The organism is Aeromonas sp. s1(2024) (assembly GCF_040908005.1).
In the GTDB taxonomy this organism is placed as follows: Bacteria; Pseudomonadota; Gammaproteobacteria; order Enterobacterales; family Aeromonadaceae; genus Aeromonas; species Aeromonas caviae.
This window is the reverse complement of the sequence record NZ_JBFOCW010000007.1, coordinates 23555-41462: the sequence shown is the minus strand read 5'-3', so window position 1 is coordinate 41462 and position 17908 is coordinate 23555. Positions and strand designations below refer to the sequence as shown.

Genomic DNA, 17908 nt, shown 5'->3' with positions numbered 1-17908 from the left:
TTTAACCCCCCATTCGGACAGGTCTCGTGTGGTTATCTTTGTGTTATGGGTGATAATAGGCGAAATATATTGCATTCTTATGCCAATTATATTTTTTTAAATGCTGATGCATGATTTTTAAATAACTAAAATATAGCTACAGCCATGTATTCACCTTGTGTTCCTATATTACACATCTGTTAGCACTATCTATCTGGGAGATAACATGAGCCGCGCTAGTTCAGTTCCGTGGGGTCGATATCCAGACTCCAGCGCACCCGCTTGGTCTCGGGCCACCCCTCCAGCTCCTTCACCGCCCAGTCGAGCAACTGGGCCAGTGGCGCCCGGCTGGGCCCCTGTACCAGCAGCTGCATGCGAAACTTGCCCGCCTTGCGCTCCATGAAGCCGCTGATGGGCCCCAACACCAGCACCTGGGGATAGCGAGCGCTGCGCAGGGTATCGGCGAGACGACTGAGGAACAGCTGCACCTCGTCGCGGCCGTTGGCCTCGGCCCGGAACAGTCCCTGATGGCTGAACGGTGGCAGCCCCAGCAGGCGGCGCTCTTTCAGCGCCGTGTCGGCGAAGTGGCCGTAACCGTTCTGGGTCAGATCCTGCAGCAGGGCATGCTCGGGATGGTGGCTCTGCAACACCACCAGCCCGGGCTTGCTGGCGCGACCGGCACGGCCCGCCACCTGGGTGTAGAGCTGGGCCAGTTTCTCGGCAGCGCGAAAATCGGCGCTGAACAGGGCGCCATCCACATCCAGCAGGCCCACTAGCGTCACGTCCGGGAAGTGGTGGCCCTTGGCCAGCATCTGGGTGCCGATCAGGATCTTGTACTTGCCCGCCTTGATGTCGCCGAGGTGCGTCTCCAGCTCCCCCTTGCGGCGGGTGTTGTCCCGGTCGATGCGCACCACCGGATATTGGGGGAACACGGTGCCAAGCAGTTGCTCCAGCTGTTCGGTGCCGACCCCGGAGCCGATGAGCTCGCTGCTGCCACACTCGGGACAGTGGTGGGGCAGCGGGCGCACGCTGTCGCAGTGGTGGCAGTGCAGCCGCCGCCCGGCCTGGTGCCAGGTGTACCAGGCGTCACAGCGCTCGCAGGCGGCACTCCAGCCGCACTGGTGGCAGATGAGTGCCGGCGCATAGCCCCGGCGGTTGAGAAACAGCATCACCTGGTTGCCCGCCGCCAGGTGTTCGGCCATCAGCTGCTCCAGCTGGGGGGAGAGCCCCGCCTGCAGTCGCACGTTCTTGATATCCAGGATCACCTGGCGAGCGGTCTGGGCGTTGCCGGCGCGCCGGGTCAGGCTGAGGTGGTGATACTTGCCGCTACGGGCGTTGTGCAATGTCTCCAGCGACGGGGTGGCAGATCCAAGCAGGATGGGAATGCCGGCGCGATGGGCCCGCATCACCGCCAGATCCCGGGCGTGGTAGCGAAAGCCGTCCTGTTGCTTGAAGGAGCCGTCGTGCTCCTCGTCGATGATGATGATGCCGAGGTCCTTGAACGGCGTGAACACCGCGGATCGGGTGCCGATCAGAATGGCGGCACCACCGTCACGGCAGGCGAGCCAGGCATCGAGCCGCTCCCTGTCGTTCATGGCGGAGTTCATCGCCACCACGGGCACGTTGAAGCGGCGGCGAAAGCGGTTGATGGTCTGGGGGGTGAGGCCGATTTCCGGCACCATCACCAGCGCCTGCTTGCCCGCCTTGAGCAGGGGCTCGAGGATGCTGAGGTAAACCTCGGTCTTGCCGGAGCCCGTGATGCCGTCCAGCAGGAAGGCTCCGAACTTGTTGCTCTGGCTGGTGACGGCGGCCACCGCCAGCGCCTGCTCGCCGTTGAGGCGCAGCCCCTCACCCGGCTCGAAGCGGGTGGCCCAATCGCCATCATGGCTCGGCTCCAGCGAGCGCTTCTCCAGCAGTCCCTTCTTCTCCAGCGCGGTGAGGGCTGCGCTCTGGATCTCCTCCTGTTTGAGGGCGGAGGGGGTCTGCGGCCCCTTGCGCAGCAAGGCGAGGGCCTGCTGCTGCTTGGCCGCCCGCTTGAGCTCGTTGAGGTCGATGGCCATGCCCGCATCGGTGGCAAACCAGAACTCCAGCTCCCGATAGGCGGCGGGCTCCCCCTTGCGCACCAGCACCGGCAGGGCGTGGGGCAGTACCTCCCCCAGCGGGTGCTGGTAGTAACCGGCGCTCCAGGCCATCAGCGCCAGAATGTCGGGCCCCAGCACGGGGGCGCTGTCGAGCACCCTCTTCAAGGGCTTTAATTTGTTGCGGGGGACCAGGCTCTCGGTCGGGTGATCCACCACCAGACCGACCAGGGTCTGCGGGCCGAACGGGATCTCGACCCGGCAACCGGGGGCAGGCAAGGGCAGGGGAGAGAGATAGTCGAAATGACGGCGTAACGGCACCGGCACAGCCACACGAACCAGATCCAGCGTTTGGGAAGAATTCACCAGGGGTTGCCTATTTTTTCTGCGAAGCCACTTGCCTGATCTCAGGCGTTTCCTATATTATTCGCAGCCTTTGAAACTGTGTTCAACAATCGTGTGGTGTCCGACAAGAGATCGGATGGCGACACGGCCTGATAATTGAGGTTGTCCATGAAAGCTGGTATCCATCCTGACTACGTAGCCATCACCGCCAAGTGCTCTTGCGGTAACGTCATCAACACCTTCTCTACCATCGGTAAAGATCTGAACCTGGACGTGTGCTCCGAGTGCCACCCGTTCTACACCGGCAAGCAGAAAGAAGTTTCTAGCGGCGGCCGCGTAGACAAGTTCAACAAGCGTTTCGGTGGCTTGACCTCCAAGAAGTAATCTTGCTTCTGAAGAATTCTGAAAAAGGCGCCCATCGGGTGCCTTTTTTATTGGCCGCCATTCTGTAATTCACCGCTTTGCCCTATGGTGTTGGCTCAACCAAGGGAGAAGAGCCGATGCGCACATGTCTGGTGATGGGAGCTGCCGGGTACATAGGATCCTACCTGGTGCCCCATCTGCAGGGTCTGGGGTACAGGGTCATCGCCGGGGCCCGTCGTCCCTGCCGTCTGCCGGAGGGGGTGGCGTTTCGCCTCGCCGACAGCCTCAAGCCGGCCACCCTGCCCCCTGCGCTGGCGGGGGTCGACACCGTCTTCTATCTGGTACACGCCATGGGGGCGGGGGCCGGTTTTCACCGGCTGGAGCAGCAGGGAGTGAAGAACTTCGCCGCCGCCGCCCGTGCTGCCGGGGTGCGCCGCATCGTCTATCTCGGGGCCATCCAGCCCGAGCCCTGCAACAGTCGCCACCTCAACTCCCGGCGCTACTGTGGCGAGCTGTTTCGCAGCGCAGGGGTGCCCACGGTAGAGTTGCGTGCCGGCATCATCATAGGCCCCGGCTCGGCGGCGTTCGAGGTGATGCGGGATCTGGTGTACAACCTGCCCATGATGGTGACGCCCAAGTGGGTGCGCTCCCGCACGCCCCCCATCGCCCTCTCCAACCTCTTGCACTATCTGGGCGGGCTGGTGGAAGCCGACGGGGTGGATGGCGAGATCTTCAATGCGGCGGGCCCCGAGCTGCTCAGCTACCAGCAGCAGCTCCAGAAATTCGCCGCCCATATCGGCAAACGCTGCCCCATCATTCCGATCCCCTTTTTGAGCCCCCGGCTCTCCGCCTGGTGGCTGCAGTTCGCCACCTCGGTTCCCCAGCCCATCGCCAAGGCGCTGGTGGGGGGGCTCAAGCACGACATCCCGGCGGATGACGGCCCCTTGCGCGCCCTGCTGCCCCAGCATCTGCTCAGCTTCGATGAGGCGCTGGCGGAGAGCCTGGCGCTGGAGCAGAGGCTCGGTGCCGAGCAGCACGGGGAGGAGACGCCCCTTGGTCTGCGCTGGCGTCATCCCGAGTATGGCTTCTACGACCGCACCGCCAGCGGGGAGGCGGATTGCCTCGCCGCCCCCGAGGTGGTGTGGCAGGTGTTGCAGCAACTGGGGGGTGAGCAGCGCTACTTCTACATGAACGAGCTGTGGGTGGTGCGCGAATGGATGGATCACCTGATCGGCGGCCCGGCCCGGACCCGGGGACGCACCAACCCGGATCGCTTCGTGAAGGGGGACATGCTGGACTCCTGGCAGATCCTCGGGGTGGATGAAGGACGCAGGCTGGATCTGCTGTTCAACATGAAGGCCCCCGGCGTCGGTCGGCTGGAGTTCAACATCCAGCCCCTGGAGTCCGGCCTGACCCGGCTTAGGGTGACGGCCCACTGGCATCCGCAGGGGGCCTGGGGGCTGGCCTACTGGCTTGCCATGCTGCCGTTTCACCTCTTCATCTTCCAGGGGATGACGGAGGCCATCGCCCGGCAGGCAGAGGCAAAAGCCGGCATTCCAGTCATGGATTGAAATCGAATCTATAACTAATTGGGTAGTTTCGGGTGGCATGACATGCTACTGATTAGCCTGTCATTGCTATCCAGCGATATTTTATGCTGTGAAAGGGCGGGGGATTTCTTTATGATCCTCAGCCCTCGCCCGCTGGCGAGCCAACGCATCACTCATTCATTTCCGTATCGGGGTCCCCCATGTCCGATCAGCAGCACGATCTCCGCCAACAGGCACTCGACTACCACGCCCAACCCGTTCCGGGCAAAATCGCCATCGCCCTCACCAAGCCCGCCGAGACCGCTCGCGATCTGGCGCTGGCCTACAGCCCGGGCGTTGCCGAACCGGTACGCGAGATCGCCGCCAATCCGGCCGATGCCTACCGTTACACCGGCAAGGGCAACCTGGTGGCCGTCATCTCCAACGGCACCGCCATCCTGGGGCTGGGCAATCTGGGCCCGCTGGCCTCCAAGCCGGTGATGGAGGGCAAGGCCCTGCTGTTCAAGCGCTTTGCCGGCATCGACGCCATCGACATCGAGGTGAAGCACGAGACCAGCGCCCAGTTCATCGATACGGTGGCCGCCATCGCCGACACCTTCGGCGGCATCAACCTGGAAGACATCAAGGCCCCCGAGTGCTTCGAAATTGAAGAGGCGCTGATCGCTCGCTGCGACATCCCGGTGTTCCACGATGACCAGCACGGTACCGCCATCGTCACCGCCGCCGGGCTGCTCAACGCGCTGGAAGTGCAGGGCAAGGAGATTGGCACCAGCCGCATCGTCTGCATGGGCGCCGGCGCCGCCGCCACCGCCTGCATGGATCTGCTGATCAAGTGCGGGGCTGCGCCGCACAACATCTTCATGCTGGACCGCCAGGGTGTGATCCACAGCGGCCGCACCGATCTCAACCAGTACAAGCAGCGTTTCGCCAACGACACCCCCCTGCGCACCCTGATGGATGTCATCGACGGGGCTGACGTCTTCGTCGGCGTCTCCGGCCCGGACGTACTGCCTGCCGAGGCGGTGGCCCTGATGGCCCCCAACCCGGTGATCTTCGCCTGTTCCAACCCGGACCCCGAGATCAAGCCTGCCCTGGCTCACGCAGTGCGCGGGGATCTCATCATGGGTACCGGCCGCTCGGACTACCCGAACCAGATCAACAACGTGCTCTGCTTCCCCTTCATCTTCCGCGGCGCCCTCGACGCCCGTGCCAGCCGCATCAACGATGCCATGAAGATCGCGGCAGTGGAGGCTATCCGGGCTCTGGCCAAGGAGCCGGTGCCCGCCGAGGTGCTGACCGCCGCTGGCGTGAGTGAACTCGCCTTCGGCAAGGATTACGTCATTCCCAAGCCCATGGATGCCCGCCTGCTGCCGCGGGTTGCCCGTGCCGTGGCGCTGGCGGCGGTTGCCTCCGGGGTGGCCCGCATCGAACTGCCAGGGGATTACATGCTGGGTTGAGTCACGGCAAGCGCGCAAAAAAACAGAAGGGGCCCCTGTAGGGGGCCCCTTTTTCATGGCGGAAGCGGGCGGCTTACTTGGTCTTGGGGGCAACCTTGACGGCCGGCGCCTTGGCGTGGGCTGCCTTGTGATGTTTTTTCACGACCTTGGTCTGGGTGGCGTGGGGAGCGGCGGCCTTGGTCGGGGTGGCGGCCATGGTGAAGCCGGAGGTCAGGGCGAAGACAGCGGCCAGAGTCAGGGGGATCAGCTTGTTCATATTCCAGTTCCTCGTTCGGTTTGATGACATGGAGCGTTTCTCCATGACTTCATCCTAGGGCTGTTCGACCTGCGGTTCAGTGAGCGACTGGTGACGGTTTGTATCCAAATGTACGGGCAGAGTCAGGCAGAAACGGGCACCGCTGCTGCTTGGCAGCAGTTGTACCTCGCCGCCGTGGTGGTGGGCGATGCTGCGCACGATGGCCAGCCCCAACCCGGCGCCGCCGGTGCGTCTGTCCCGGCTCTGATCCAGGCGCACGAAGGGCTCGAAGATTTGCGGGGCCAGCGCGGGATCGATGCCGGGGCCATCGTCGGCCACCTCCAGCAGATAGTCGTCCCCCTGTCGCGCTATGCAGAGGCTTGCCTGGCTGGTGGCATGGCGCAGGGCGTTGCCGATGAGGTTTTCCAGCGCCCGGTCCAGCAATCGGGTGTCGCCGCGCCAGGGCAGAGCCATGGCCGGGCGCACGAAGTCGAGCTGCTTGTCCGGTCGCAGGGCCTGCCAGTCGGCCAGGCGGCTGCCGGCCCAGCTGCCGAGCTCTAGATCGCTGCATTGCAGCGGCAGTTCGGGGCGATCGAGCCTGGCATAGGTCAGCATCTCCTCAATGAGGGCATCGAGGGCGCCGAGGTCCCGCTCCAGTCCCTGCTGCTCCTCGGGTGAGGGAGGCTCGGCCAGCATGGCGAGGCGATAGCGCAGCCGCACCAGGGGGGAGCGCAGCTCGTGGGCGATGGCGTCGGTCAACTGCTTGCGACTGGCCAGCATGGCCTGCAACTGCTCCGCCATCTGGTCGAAGGTGCGGCCGACCCGGCCCAGGCTGCTGCCGGGCGGCAAACCGGTGCGACAGGAGAGATCCCCGTCGCCGACCCGGCGGGCGGTCTGTTCGAGCTGTTGCAGGCCGCGCCAGTGTGGGCGAAGCCAGAGCAGGATGGGCAGGCCGAGGGAAAGGCCGATGAGCAGCAGCAGCCCCACGTCCACCCAGTGCAGCTCGTGCAGGTAGGAGAGGTAGGGGACGGGGCCGACGATCAGCACCTTGTCGGTGTTCGGGATGCGCTGCAGGAAGGTGTCATCCTCCTCGACGATGACGATGTTTCCCGCCTCGAGGAAGGCCTGATCCTCGCTGGCCAGGGGCTGGTTGGCGAGGACGCCGATCTGCAGCGGCAGATTGAGCTGGCGGCTCTGCTCGCCGGTGCGGGTGGCCCAGTGTTCCGGCGGCAGCCGGGCCAGCTCGCCAGTGAGCAGGCCGAGGGAGCCTTGCATCATCCGCTCCAGATAACGGTCCCCCGCCCGCTCTGCACTGACCTGATAGACCAGCCCGATGAGCAGAATGGCGAGGGTGAAGCAGCCTATCAGCAACAGATAGAACTGGATAAACAGGCGTCGCATGGGGGATCTCCTCTTGCCTGGATTGCGTCTGGACATTGCCTTGTTGCCCCTCATCCCCAACCCTTCTCCCGCAAGGGGAGAAGGCTGAGTGCATCAAGGTCATTCGGCGGGGCTTATTCCCAGGCCTGGGGCACCAGCAGGTAACCCTTCTGGCGCACCGTCTTGATCCAGATCGAGTTGTTGCTGTCATTCCCTGGCTTCTGGTGTGCAGGCGTGTGAGACACCAGCTCATTCCCAAGCCTGGGGTACGAGTAGATAACCCTTTTGGCGCACCGTCTTGATGCGGGTCGGGTTGTTGCTGTCATCCCCGAGCCGGCGGCGCAGACGGGAGATGGCCACGTCCATGCTGCGATCCTGGCCGTCGTAGTCGCGCCCCCGCAGGCTGCGAAACAGCGCCTCCCGCCCCAGGATCTGGCCCGCGTGGCAGGCCAGCTCCCACAGGAGGTCGAAATCGGCGGTGGAGAGGGGAATGCTCTCCCCATCGAGGCGCACGTCCCGACCCGGGCCGTCTATCTGGAGGCGGCCGAACTGCAGGCGCTGGGGCGGGGCGGCGGGGACCACGGCCTGCTGGCTCTGCCCCTGCTGGCGGAACTGGACTCGTAGCCGGGCCAGCAGCACCGGGGGGGGCGTGGTCTTGAGAATGTAGTCGTTGGCCCCCAGCTCCAGGCTCAGGATCTGGTTCATGTCGCTGTCGAGAGAGGTGAGCATGACGATGGGGCCGGCAAAGCGCGGGCGCAGATCCCGGCACAGGGAGAGGCCATCCTGCCCCGGCAGCATGATGTCGAGCAGCACCAGATCCGGCTGCTCGGCCAGGGCCCTGTCGAGTGCCCGGTCACCCCGGGTCTCCAGCAGCACCTCGATGTCGTGGCGACCGAGCCAGCTGCTGATGAGCTGGCCTATCTCGGGATCGTCTTCAACAAACAGAACGCGTGGCATGGTGGCGTGATTCCCCGGTCATGGCGTGAGTGGGCGTGTCGCCAGCATAACGGCTGCGTCCGCGCTCTGCACCGGGATAACTAATCAATGCGGGGGTTTTTGCCCCTTCTCCCGGGGGGATGGGGGGGCAGGATGAAGCGGTTGGCATCGGGCCGCCCCACTTGTCCCATGGCGGGTCGGGGCAGCGCGATGAGGCAGGATCCGCGCCCTTCAGTGGCCAAAGCGGCTCCGGCTGCCATGGAGCAGCCGGGGAACCGCCCGGATCAGCCGCCCTTGCGCTTCAGGTACACCCCGGCTTCCATGTGGTGGGTCCAGGGGAACTGGTCGAACAGGGCGAAGCGGGCGATCTCGTGGGTTTCACCGAGCACGGCCATGTTGGCCTGCAGGGTCTCGGGGTTGCAGGAGATGTAGAGGATATTGTCGTAATCCTGCACCAGCTTGACGGTGGCGTCGTCCAGACCGGCCCGGGGCGGGTCGACGAAGATGGTGTTGCACTGGTAGGCGCCGAGATCGACCCCCTTGAGGCGGTTGAACTCCCGCTCGCCGCGCATCGCCATGGTGAACTCCTCCGCCGACATGCGCAGGATGATCAGGTTGTCGACACCGTTGGCGGCGATGTTGAACTGGGCGGAGTCCACGCTCGGCTTGGCGATCTCGGTGGCCAGCACCTTGCGAAAGTTCTGCGCCAGAGCGATGGAGAAGTTGCCGTTGCCGCAGTAGAGCTCCAGCAGGTCCCCCTCGCTCCCCTTGGTCACGTCCAGGGCCCAGCCCAGCATCTGTTCGTTGATGGCGGCGTTGGGCTGGGTGAAGCTGTTTTCCACCTGCTTGTAGACCAGCTCGCGCCCCTGCACGGTCAGGCGTTCGATGACGAAGTCATCCCCCAGGCAGATCTTCTGCTTGTGGGCGCGGCCAATCAGTTGCAGCTCGAACCCCTTGGCACGCAGGTCGGCCTGCAGCGCCTCGGCGGCCTGCTGCCACTCGGCTTCCAGCTTGCGGTGGTAGAGCAGGCTGACGCAGATCTGGCCGGACTGGGTGGAGAGATAGTCGATCTGGAACAGCTTCTTGCGCAGCACGGGGTGCGGGCGCAGCCCGGCCAGCAGCACAGGCATCAGCCGGTTGATGAGCAGGCTGGCGGTGGGGAAGCTGTCGACCCGGATAATCTCCTTGGTGGCCGGTGCATACATGCAGTGGAAGAGGTCGTCCCCCTCGTGCCAGATGCGGAACTCGGCGCGCATCCGGTAGTGCTGGGCGGGAGAGGCGTGCAGCTCCAGCGCGGGCGGATTGAAGGGGGCGAACAGCTGGGTGAGGCGATCGCGCTTCTCGTCGAGCTGGGCCTGGTAGTCGGCAGGAGTCCGTCTGCCCTGGGCGTCGGCGGAAGATGGCTGGGATTGAGTCATGGATACCTCGCATGCACCGGGCTGAGCCGGGGAAAGACCGGGGGAAGGCCGCAGCCAACCAAAGGGTGGGGATTTTAAAAGGCCGTTGCGGATTGTCCAAGTTTTTTGTGGTCAAGAAGTGGCCAGTCGGGCCGATAACCGATCCACCACTATAGGCGGGAGAGTAATGATGCAAATTGATGGCATGGGCGCAGCCCAACCCAAGGGAGTGGGCATTGCTCCCAAATCGCCTCAACAGACGGAGTCGAAAACGGCGGACAAGGGGGATGAGGTCTCCCTGAACAAGCCCCCGAAATGGGCCCAGGTGCTGATCCAGCAGGCGCTGCAATTTGCGCTGGAGATCAACGGCCAGGGCTACAAGGCACCCAAGGTGCAGGAACCCCAGGAGATCACCCCGGAGACCCTGTTCGATTTCCAGTCGGTGGCGGACAACGTGCTGCAGTTCGTCACCGGGCGGATAGGCGCGGCCCGTGCGGACGGCAAGTCCGACGACGACCTGACCAAGATGATGGAGCAGGCCCGCAAGGGGGTGGACAAGGGCTTCGGTGACGCCAGGAAGCAGCTCGGTGACTGGGCGGACAACGAGGACATCAAGACCGGCATGGATCAGAGCTACAAGCTGATCCAGAAGGGGCTAGACGAGTTCGAGAAGGAGTTCTTCGGCAAGGTGTCGACGACGGATCTGGGGGATGCCAGGATGGCCAGCCGCCAGCAGGCCCTCCTCGAGATCGAGACCCGGGATGGGGACAAGGTGATGTTGCGCTTCAGCGACAGCTGGCAGTTCAAGTCCCAGAGCGATGGGGGCGGCAGCCAGTTCAGCCTCAAGTCGAGCCAGAGCTTCGACTTCTCCCTGGAGGGGGATCTCGACAGTGCCGAGATGGATGCCATCGGCACCCTGGTCAAGGGGCTGGACGAGCTGGCCGGGCAGTTCTTCAAGGGGGGCGACGGCAAGACTCTGGCTGACGGGCTGAACGGGCTGCAACTGGATGACAGCCAGCTGGTCTCCTACTCCCTCAAGCTCAAGCAATCGGCCAAGTTGAGTCAGACCTACCAGGGGGCCAGTTCCCTGCAGGAGAGCCTCAAGCCCCTGGCGGACTACCTGCCGAGGCTCAGCCGGTTGCAGCAGCAGGCCGACGCCCTGCTGCCCCCTTCCCAGCAAGAGGCGCTGACGCCCACCGTGCTGGCGGCGCGGGGTCAGGACGGGGCGACCCAGGGGGCAGGCTTCATGGGCTTCAACCAGCGGATGCTGGAAGCCATGAGGCTGCTTGGCCAGCAGATGGCGACCGGCTAGTCTGGCGACGCCCCCGTGATGCCGGCGGGGGCGGGGTGTTTGCCAGCCCGTCCCCGGGCTGGCACACTGCCCTTTTCCCCAGCCCGGCGATGCCATGAACCCCAAGAAGCCAAGAGACAAGCGCGAGCTCTGCTACCCCTTCATCTTCGAAACCCAGTTCCAGTGCGACTACGAGATCGCCACCGACGAGCTCTGCTGCCAGGTGGGGGCCGTGCTCTCTCATCTGATGCCGGATGAGGATACCCGGCCCGTGATGGCGGATCTGGCGACCCTGCAGCGGCTCATCTACAACCTCAACGGCTCGGTGCGGGGACGGCTCGGCATCTTCGAGGAGGATCTGGACTGGCTGAAGGGACGGTACGATCACTACAACGAGGCGAGTCGCGGCCGAGTGACCGGCTTCGTGCTGCCCCAGGGGCCCCAGCCCATTCCCACCCTGCACCTGTGCCGCTGTGGCAGCAAGAAGGTGGTGCGTCTGCTGGTACGCCTGGAAGAGAGCGGCGTGCGCTTCGATCCTATCCTCTATCGCTTCGCCAACCTGCTGGCCAACTTCTTCTTCGTGCTCACCGTCTACCTCAAGCAGGCGTGGGATGTGACCGAAGTCCCCTATGTCAGCATCAACTACTGATGAAGAGATGATGTTTGATGTATTCGTCGCATCACACATGGCGGCGTAGGGTTATTGGATCGAAAAACAGCGATGAGGCAGCATCCGTCACTTCGGGGGATGCAGGCATAAAAAAACCGGCGCCCCGAGCGCCGGTTTTCTATTGCCGCGATCCCTAGCTCGACAGCAGTACCCTGGCCGAGTTGGCCGGGATGGTGAGCTGCACCTCCCCCTGCACTACCTCGAACTTGTCGCCGTTGAAGGCATCGGTGAAGCGGCTGGCGGGGCTGGCGGTCTGCCACAGGGGCAGGCTGATGGTGCGCGGCTCCGTGGGGTGGCGGTTGCAGGCGACCACCACCTGATCGCTTTGCAGGGTACGGGCGAACACATAGCTGTGAGGGCCGGCGTAGAGGGTCTGGATGTCTCCCCGACGCAGGGCCGGGCGCTGGCGGCGCAGCTGGATCAGGCGGCGATAGTGGTCGTGCAGCACGTGATCCCAGTCGGTGGTATCCCAGGGGAAGCAGCGGCGGCAGTCCGGGTCGTTGCCGCCGGAGAGCCCCACCTCGTCGCCGTAGTAGATGGAGGGCACGCCGATGTAGGTGATGAGCAGGGTGGCGGCGAGTCGCATCCGCTGCTTGTCTTCCCCCAGCAGGTGCAGGAAGCGGGCGGTGTCGTGGCTGTCAAGCAGGTTGAACTGGGCCAGCTGGTTCTTGAACGGAATATGGGCCCGCGCCAGCTTGAGCCAGTGATCCAGCTCGGTGGCGCTGATCTTGATGGGGTGATAGGCGATGTCCTGCCCCGCCAGGAAGGCGCGGATGGGGTGGGCGAAGCCGTAGTAGTTCATGGCGCCGTCCTCCTGATCCCCCTGCAGCCACTGGCTCGCCTCGAAGAAGTGCTCGCCGAGGACGTAGGCGTCCGGATTCTCCTGCTTCACCGCACCGCGAATGGCGCGCACGTGGCCGCGATTGCCCTCGGCAGTGCCTCGCTCCCCCAGCATGTGGATGACGTCAAAGCGCCAGCCATCGATCTGGTAGGGGGCGCGCATCCAGTAGCGCAGAATGGCGTTGTCTGCCCGATAAACGGCGTCCTGCACCTGTTCACTTGAGAAATCCAGCTTGGGCAGGCTGCGGATCCCTTTCCAGCTAACATAATCCCCTTCCTGATCGAAGGTGTAGAAGCTGCGCCAGGGGGAGTCCGGGTTGCTCTGGGCGCCCAGCGGTGGGCAGAACCAGGGGTGCTCGGTGGAGGTGTGGTTGACCACCGCATCCAGGATGATCCTCATGCCGCGCTGGTGCAGGTTGCGGGTCAGCTCGGCAAACTGGGCATTGGTACCGAGGTGCGCATCCACCTTGAAGTAGTCCTGGGTGTCGTACTTGTGGTTGCTCGGCGAATCGAAGATGGGGTTGAGGTAGAGCGCCGTCACCCCCAGGGATTGCAGGTAGTGCAGCTTGGCGTCGATGCCCGCCAGATCCCCGCCGTAGAATTCACAGGCGCCGTGCCCCTCTTCGTGGCGGCTGACCGGCTCGCCCCAGGCCTTGCTGATGACCGCCTTGCCCCTGTACTCGTACTCGTGATGCTTGACGCTCAGCGACGGGTCGCCGTTGCAGAATCGGTCGGGGAAGATCTGGTAGAACACCTGATCCTGCACCCAGGCCGGGGGCTGGTGATGGCTGTTGAAGCGGAAATGCTGCTCCCGCGGCGGCATGGCGGCACTGACGCCTGCCCCGTGCAGCCACCACTGCTCCTCGTCGGTGAGGCACTTGAAGCAGTAGAGGTGGATCTCCTGCCCCCTGGCCAGCGGCAGTTCGACCTGCCAGACCTGAAGCCTGTCCCGGGTGGCGACCGGCGTCATGGCGACCAGATACTCCTCGTTGTCCGGCTCGTGGCGCAGCCACACCTCGCGGATGGGGGCGTCCAGCTCGCTGAACAGGGTGAGCTGCAGGGTGTCGGCACTCTCTTTGAACCAGGGTGCCGCCTGGGGGTGAAACAGGAAGGGATGGGTCATGGTATCTACTGTGTCAGAGAGGCTCAGGAATGGGGGATGGGCGCAGGCCATCTTATCCCGTCCATGGGCGTGTGTATGTGACGACCGGCCAGAATGAGACGGTGCTTCCGGCTTGGCTGGGCGGTCTGCCGTGACGCTATTGGGTCAGCAAATCGGCAAGGGCGTTGCCCTGCTCGTGCAGGTGTTCGAGCTGTTCCGCCAGAATGAGACGGGGATCCGGCTCCTGCTGATCGGCCGTTGTACATCTACTGGGTCAGCAAATCGGCCAGGGCGTTGCCCTGTTCGTGCAGCTGCTCCAGCTGATCCGCCAGGCTGGCGGGATCCAGCCCCAGCTGGTCAGCCAGGGTTCTGGGGAAACGGGCGATGATGGCCTGGGCCGGTACGCCGGCCTGCCAGGCGAAGGAGACGAAGACGGCGAGCCGGATGAGCACGGCCTCCTTGCTGACCGGATCGTGGGAGAGGGGGTCGAGCTGCTGGGCGATGGCATCCACGAAGGCGGGCGACAGGTTCCAGCGCCGCGCCAGCTCTGCGCCGAGCTGGGCATAGTCGTAACCCAGCATCTCCCGCTGGGCATCGACCCGGCTGCTGCCTTTCTCGATGGCCAGATTGATGAGCCCCGCCTCTTCCGGCAGGGTGCTCTGGATCAGCAGCTCGCCAATGTTGTGAATGAGGGCGCAGGTGAAGGCGGTCTCGGGATCCACCGAGGTGGTCTGCTGTGCCAGGGTGCGGGCAATGGTGGCGACCTGGAAGGTCTGGGTCCAGAAGTGGAGCTTGTCAAAGCCGGGGGGGGCCTTGAAGCTGCTGATGATGCCGGAGGCGACCACCACGGAGCGCAGGCGGTTGAAACCGAGGCGGATCACCGCCTGTTCGATGGAGGTGATTTCATTGCCACGGCGCAGGGCGGCGGAGTTGGCCATCCGCAGTACCTTGACGCTGATCACCTGGTCCATGGCGATCTTGGCCGCGATCTCGTCGATGCGGGCATTCTCGTCGTTGAAACTCTGCATCAGCTCGTGCAGCAGTTTCGGAATTGTGGGCAGTTGCTTGATCTTGCCAAACAGGCGATCCATCGACATGGCTGAGGCAGCCTCCATTGCTAACAATGCCTCATATTGTGCCACAGCCTGGCCAGTTGTTCCTGCTGGCGAGCGGTTTTGTGAGCCCTAGTACACCCAGTCTTGCAGTCTGTATTCCAAACGGTGCCGTTTTCCCTGGAGGATCAGGGTCTGGGTGGAACCGCTCAGTGTGGCCCCCTCCGTCAGTGTGGCGAGCACGGCCTGCTCTATCAGATCGAGTTCGGGGGGACAGGCCATGGCGGTGCTGCCGAGGCTGGTGACCCAGAGCTTGTTCCCCTTGAGGTGACCCTGGCCGAAGTAGCGGTTGCAACCGGCGATGCCGTTGACGGTGAAGTGCTCACCGATCTCGATGTCGGGGGGATTGCTGCGGCGGCTGGCGATGGCCTGGCCATCCAGCCGATCGAGCACCCAGTGATGGTGTTGCAGGTCTTGCGAGGCAAAGCGGGGAGCACTGCTGCAGGCGCTGAGCAGAAGCAGGGCGAGCAACAGTAGCAGGTATCTGGGCATTGAAGGGGCTCCGGTGGTGGGTATGACAAGCATACCTGTCCCCGGGCCCAGGCGGCAGGGCGAGGGGGGAGGAGCCCGACCGCTTCTGTCGCCCCGGGGGAAGAGGGGGTGTCGGCAAATGGCAACACCCGCCCCGAGCGAACCTGTCTACCGGTTGCCCATGGCTCCCCTGGCCGTCTCAGTCCGCAAACAGGCGCTCGGCATAGCGGGCGAGGCCCGAGGCCACCGAACCGAAGTCATCACCCCCCTCCAGCGGTACCTTGGGCAGTTTCTGCTGGATGAAGGCCTTGATGAGGGGGGAGCGGGCACTGCCGCCGGTGACGAAGACCCGGTCAGGCTGCACGCCTGCCGCCAGGATAGCCTCGTCCATCAGCTCGCCAATCTTCTCCAGCAAGGGGGCGGAAGCACTGGCCAGCTGGGGGCGGGTGAGTGCCGCCTCCAGCCCTTTTTCCAGCTCGTTCAGGGTCTGGTGATTATGCTCGTGGTCGGAGAGGGCGATTTTGCCCTGCTCGGCGCGCCACACCAGTTGATGGCTCAGCTTGTGGGCCCGCAGGCTGGCGAGGCGCGGGAGCTTGCTGCCCGGCTGGCTGTCGAGCTGGAGATCCTGCAACTGACGTGCGGTATCCAGGCTGTAGAAACGGCTCTGGGCACTGACGTCATTGATGGCGGCGGCGTCCCAGAACAGGGGATGGGGCAGTGGCTTGCCGGTCTTGAGGGTCTCGTGCATGCCGAGCAGCGGCATCATGCCCTCCACGGTCAGGCGGATGTCGAAGTCGTTGCCCCCGATGCGCTGGCCGCTGTGACCGAGCAGATCGCCGCTGCGATCCAGCTGGTCACGGTGGCTCGGGCCCATGCGCAGTACGGAGCAGTCGGTGGTCCCGCCCCCGATATCCACCACCAGCACCACCGCATCCTCGGTGAGGCGCGCTTCGAACTCGAAGCCGGCGGCCACCGGCTCATAGAGGAACTTCACCCGCTCGAACCCGGCGAGGCGTGCCGCCTCCCTCAGGATGGCGATGGCCTGGCGGTTGCTCTCTTCCCCCGCCAGTCCCTGGAAGTTGACCGGTCGGCCGATCACCGCCTGGCGGATGGTGCTGCCCGTCTGCTGCTCCGCCTCCCGGCGCACGTGCAACATCATGGCGCAGACAATGTCCTCGAACAGGGCGATTTGGGGAGCCTTGAGGCCATAGGCCCCGAGAAAGGATTTGGGGGACTTGATGTAGTAGCCCTCGTCCGGCTCTTCCAGATAGCGCGCCAGCGCCGCACCGCCGAAGCTCAGCTCGTCGATGAGTCCCTCTTCGCGCATCTGGCGGCGCACCGCCTGGGCCCGGGTCACCACGGGACCGCGCAGCTTGAGGTATTCGCTCTGCTGGACGGGGGCCAGGCCTTCGGCCAGGAGGCCGGCGATGGCGTCCCGGTGGGGGGCGTGCAGGGTGGAGGGAAGGTAATGGGAACCGGAGAGGGTCAGCAGCCTGGGGCTGCCCTGTTCCATCACGGCGACGGCACAGTTGGAGGTACCGTAATCAAATCCGATGAACATGCTGGCCAGACTCCTGTACAAAAAAGGGCTGGTAGCCTACCCGATGCCGCCGGGTCTCACAACCCGGCGGCGGGATCAATGGCGTGGCGACAACGTCTCAGGGATCACTCCACTTCGTTGTCTGAGCGGCCCTGGCTCTCGATGGCCTGGATGTTGCTGAGGGTGGTGTCGGCGATGGCGTGCAGCGCCTCCCGGGTCAGGAAGGCCTGGTGACCGGTGAACAGCACGTTGTGACAGGCAGACAGGCGGCGGAAGACGTCGTCGGTGATCACCTCGTTGGACTTGTCCTCGAAGAAGAGGTCTTCCTCCTCCTCATAGACGTCCAGCCCCAGGGCGCCGATGCGGGCAGTCTTGAGGGCCTCGATGGCGGCGTTGGAGTCGAGCAGGCCGCCCCGGCTGGTGTTGATGATCATCACCCCGTCCTTCATCTTGGCGAAGGCCTCCTTGTTCAGCAGGTGATAGTTCTCCTTGAACAGGGGGCAGTGCAGGCTGATGACATCGGACTGACGGAACAGGGTGTCGAGATCCACGTACTCGGCGCCCAGATCGATGGCCGCCTGGTTCGGATAGGGGTCGCTCACCAGCAGGCGCATGCCGAACCCCTTGAGGATGCGCAAGGTGGCGATGCCGATCTTGCCGGTGCCTATGATGCCGGCGGTACGGCCATGCATGTTGAAGCCCACCAGCCCCTCCAGGGAGAAGTTGGCGTCCCGGGTGCGCTGATACGCCTTATGGATGCGGCGGTTGAGGGTCATCATCAGGCCCACCGCATGTTCGGCAACGGCCTCGGGGGAGTAGGCAGGCACCCGCACCACCTTGAGTCCCAGCTCCTTGGCGGCGGCCAGATCCACGTTGTTGTAACCGGCGCAGCGCAGGGCGATGACCCTGGTGCCGTACTGCGCCAGCTCGGTCAGCACTTCGCGGTCGGCATCATCGTTGACGAACAGGCAGACCACGGGGAAGCCGTGGGCGAGACGGGCCGTCTTGGCCTCCAGCCGCACGTCGAAGAACTCCAGATCGAAACCGTACTGGGCGTTGGCCTGGTGGAAATGTTCCTTGTCGTAGCTCTTGGTACTGAAAACGGCGACTCTCATGGTGCGCTCTCCGTAGATAATGATGTGGTTAAATTACAACAAATAGT

General features: G+C 64.2%; 15 protein-coding genes and 1 pseudogene. 5 read left to right on the top strand and 11 right to left on the bottom strand.

Annotated features, from left to right (window positions below):
- Positions 1-215: 215 nt before the first annotated feature.
- Entirely contained in the window at positions 216-2423 is a 2208-nt protein-coding gene (priA, locus tag AB5Y70_RS02125) for a primosomal protein N' (RefSeq protein WP_080988560.1), read from the bottom strand.
- A 147-nt stretch (positions 2424-2570) separates the two neighbouring features.
- Between priA and rpmE the strand changes: the two genes are divergently transcribed.
- From rpmE to AB5Y70_RS02110, 3 genes are all read left to right on the top strand, one after another.
- Positions 2571-2786, top strand: coding sequence for a 50S ribosomal protein L31 (gene rpmE / locus AB5Y70_RS02120; protein WP_010676078.1), 216 nt, complete (start codon positions 2571-2573; stop codon positions 2784-2786).
- A gap of 116 nt (positions 2787-2902) precedes the next feature.
- The gene (locus AB5Y70_RS02115; RefSeq protein ID WP_049636074.1) at positions 2903-4336 is read left to right on the top strand and encodes a DUF2867 domain-containing protein; all 1434 of its coding nucleotides are present in this window, start codon (positions 2903-2905) and stop codon (positions 4334-4336) included.
- A 179-nt stretch (positions 4337-4515) separates the two neighbouring features.
- Positions 4516-5772, top strand: a complete 1257-nt coding sequence (locus AB5Y70_RS02110) for a malic enzyme-like NAD(P)-binding protein (RefSeq protein WP_049636073.1) — start codon at positions 4516-4518, stop codon at positions 5770-5772.
- Positions 5773-5845: 73 nt separating this feature from the next.
- On the opposite strand, the gene AB5Y70_RS02105 is transcribed toward AB5Y70_RS02110, so the two are convergent.
- From AB5Y70_RS02105 to trmA, 5 genes and pseudogenes are all read right to left on the bottom strand, one after another.
- The gene (locus tag AB5Y70_RS02105; protein WP_010676075.1) at positions 5846-6028 is read right to left on the bottom strand and encodes a hypothetical protein; all 183 of its coding nucleotides are present in this window, start codon (positions 6026-6028) and stop codon (positions 5846-5848) included.
- A 54-nt stretch (positions 6029-6082) separates the two neighbouring features.
- A complete protein-coding gene (gene rstB, locus AB5Y70_RS02100; protein ID WP_049636072.1) occupies positions 6083-7408 on the bottom strand; it encodes a two-component system sensor histidine kinase RstB in 1326 nt (441 codons plus the stop codon).
- A gap of 113 nt (positions 7409-7521) precedes the next feature.
- Positions 7522-7611: pseudogene (locus AB5Y70_RS02095) on the bottom strand (two-component system response regulator RstA); the annotation flags it as partial.
- 25 nt (positions 7612-7636) lie between these two features.
- On the bottom strand, positions 7637-8344 hold the full coding sequence (rstA, locus tag AB5Y70_RS02090) for a two-component system response regulator RstA (protein WP_010676073.1): 708 nt from the start codon (positions 8342-8344) through the stop codon (positions 7637-7639).
- Between the two features lie 263 nt (positions 8345-8607).
- A complete protein-coding gene (gene trmA / locus AB5Y70_RS02085) occupies positions 8608-9741 on the bottom strand; it encodes a tRNA (uridine(54)-C5)-methyltransferase TrmA (protein WP_041214233.1) in 1134 nt (377 codons plus the stop codon).
- 169 nt (positions 9742-9910) lie between these two features.
- Between trmA and AB5Y70_RS02080 the strand changes: the two genes are divergently transcribed.
- A complete protein-coding gene (locus AB5Y70_RS02080; protein ID WP_049636071.1) occupies positions 9911-11032 on the top strand; it encodes a DUF5610 domain-containing protein in 1122 nt (373 codons plus the stop codon).
- Positions 11033-11126: 94 nt separating this feature from the next.
- Positions 11127-11660: an ATP--cob(I)alamin adenosyltransferase gene (locus tag AB5Y70_RS02075; protein WP_042016441.1), complete on the top strand. Its 534-nt coding sequence runs from the start codon at positions 11127-11129 to the stop codon at positions 11658-11660.
- Between the two features lie 154 nt (positions 11661-11814).
- Here AB5Y70_RS02075 and malZ read toward each other — a convergent pair whose 3' ends face one another.
- The 5 genes from malZ to AB5Y70_RS02050 all read right to left on the bottom strand — a co-directional run bounded on the left by malZ (position 11815) and on the right by AB5Y70_RS02050 (position 17861).
- Positions 11815-13644, bottom strand: a complete 1830-nt coding sequence (gene malZ, locus AB5Y70_RS02070; protein ID WP_029314873.1) for a maltodextrin glucosidase — start codon at positions 13642-13644, stop codon at positions 11815-11817.
- 245 nt (positions 13645-13889) lie between these two features.
- Positions 13890-14738, bottom strand: coding sequence for an HDOD domain-containing protein (locus AB5Y70_RS02065; RefSeq protein ID WP_039039670.1), 849 nt, complete (start codon positions 14736-14738; stop codon positions 13890-13892).
- Positions 14739-14807: 69 nt separating this feature from the next.
- Positions 14808-15227 (bottom strand): META domain-containing protein, encoded by a 420-nt coding sequence (locus AB5Y70_RS02060; protein ID WP_010676067.1) that lies wholly within the window; start codon positions 15225-15227, stop codon positions 14808-14810.
- Between the two features lie 178 nt (positions 15228-15405).
- Positions 15406-16767: a molecular chaperone gene (gene yegD, locus AB5Y70_RS02055; protein WP_049636070.1), complete on the bottom strand. Its 1362-nt coding sequence runs from the start codon at positions 16765-16767 to the stop codon at positions 15406-15408.
- 104 nt (positions 16768-16871) lie between these two features.
- Positions 16872-17861, bottom strand: coding sequence for a 2-hydroxyacid dehydrogenase (locus tag AB5Y70_RS02050; protein WP_042864752.1), 990 nt, complete (start codon positions 17859-17861; stop codon positions 16872-16874).
- Between the last annotated feature and the right edge of the window lie 47 nt (positions 17862-17908).

Bases quoted from the DNA above. Each gene is read 5' to 3' on its own strand.
- AB5Y70_RS02105 (WP_010676075.1), bottom strand. From the start codon at position 6,028: ATGAACAAGCTGATCCCCCTGACTCTGGCCGCTGTCTTCGCCCTGACC.
- AB5Y70_RS02050 (WP_042864752.1), bottom strand. From the start codon at position 17,861: ATGAGAGTCGCCGTTTTCAGTACCAAGAGCTACGACAAGGAACATTTC.
- AB5Y70_RS02075 (WP_042016441.1), top strand. From the start codon at position 11,127: ATGAACCCCAAGAAGCCAAGAGACAAGCGCGAGCTCTGCTACCCCTTC.
- AB5Y70_RS02065 (WP_039039670.1), bottom strand. From the start codon at position 14,738: ATGGAGGCTGCCTCAGCCATGTCGATGGATCGCCTGTTTGGCAAGATC.
- trmA (WP_041214233.1), bottom strand. From the start codon at position 9,741: ATGACTCAATCCCAGCCATCTTCCGCCGACGCCCAGGGCAGACGGACT.
- AB5Y70_RS02115 (WP_049636074.1), top strand. From the start codon at position 2,903: ATGCGCACATGTCTGGTGATGGGAGCTGCCGGGTACATAGGATCCTAC.
- malZ (WP_029314873.1), bottom strand. From the start codon at position 13,644: ATGACCCATCCCTTCCTGTTTCACCCCCAGGCGGCACCCTGGTTCAAA.
- AB5Y70_RS02080 (WP_049636071.1), top strand. From the start codon at position 9,911: ATGCAAATTGATGGCATGGGCGCAGCCCAACCCAAGGGAGTGGGCATT.
- rstB (WP_049636072.1), bottom strand. From the start codon at position 7,408: ATGCGACGCCTGTTTATCCAGTTCTATCTGTTGCTGATAGGCTGCTTC.
- rpmE (WP_010676078.1), top strand. From the start codon at position 2,571: ATGAAAGCTGGTATCCATCCTGACTACGTAGCCATCACCGCCAAGTGC.
- yegD (WP_049636070.1), bottom strand. From the start codon at position 16,767: ATGTTCATCGGATTTGATTACGGTACCTCCAACTGTGCCGTCGCCGTG.
- AB5Y70_RS02110 (WP_049636073.1), top strand. From the start codon at position 4,516: ATGTCCGATCAGCAGCACGATCTCCGCCAACAGGCACTCGACTACCAC.
- rstA (WP_010676073.1), bottom strand. From the start codon at position 8,344: ATGCCACGCGTTCTGTTTGTTGAAGACGATCCCGAGATAGGCCAGCTC.
- AB5Y70_RS02060 (WP_010676067.1), bottom strand. From the start codon at position 15,227: ATGCCCAGATACCTGCTACTGTTGCTCGCCCTGCTTCTGCTCAGCGCC.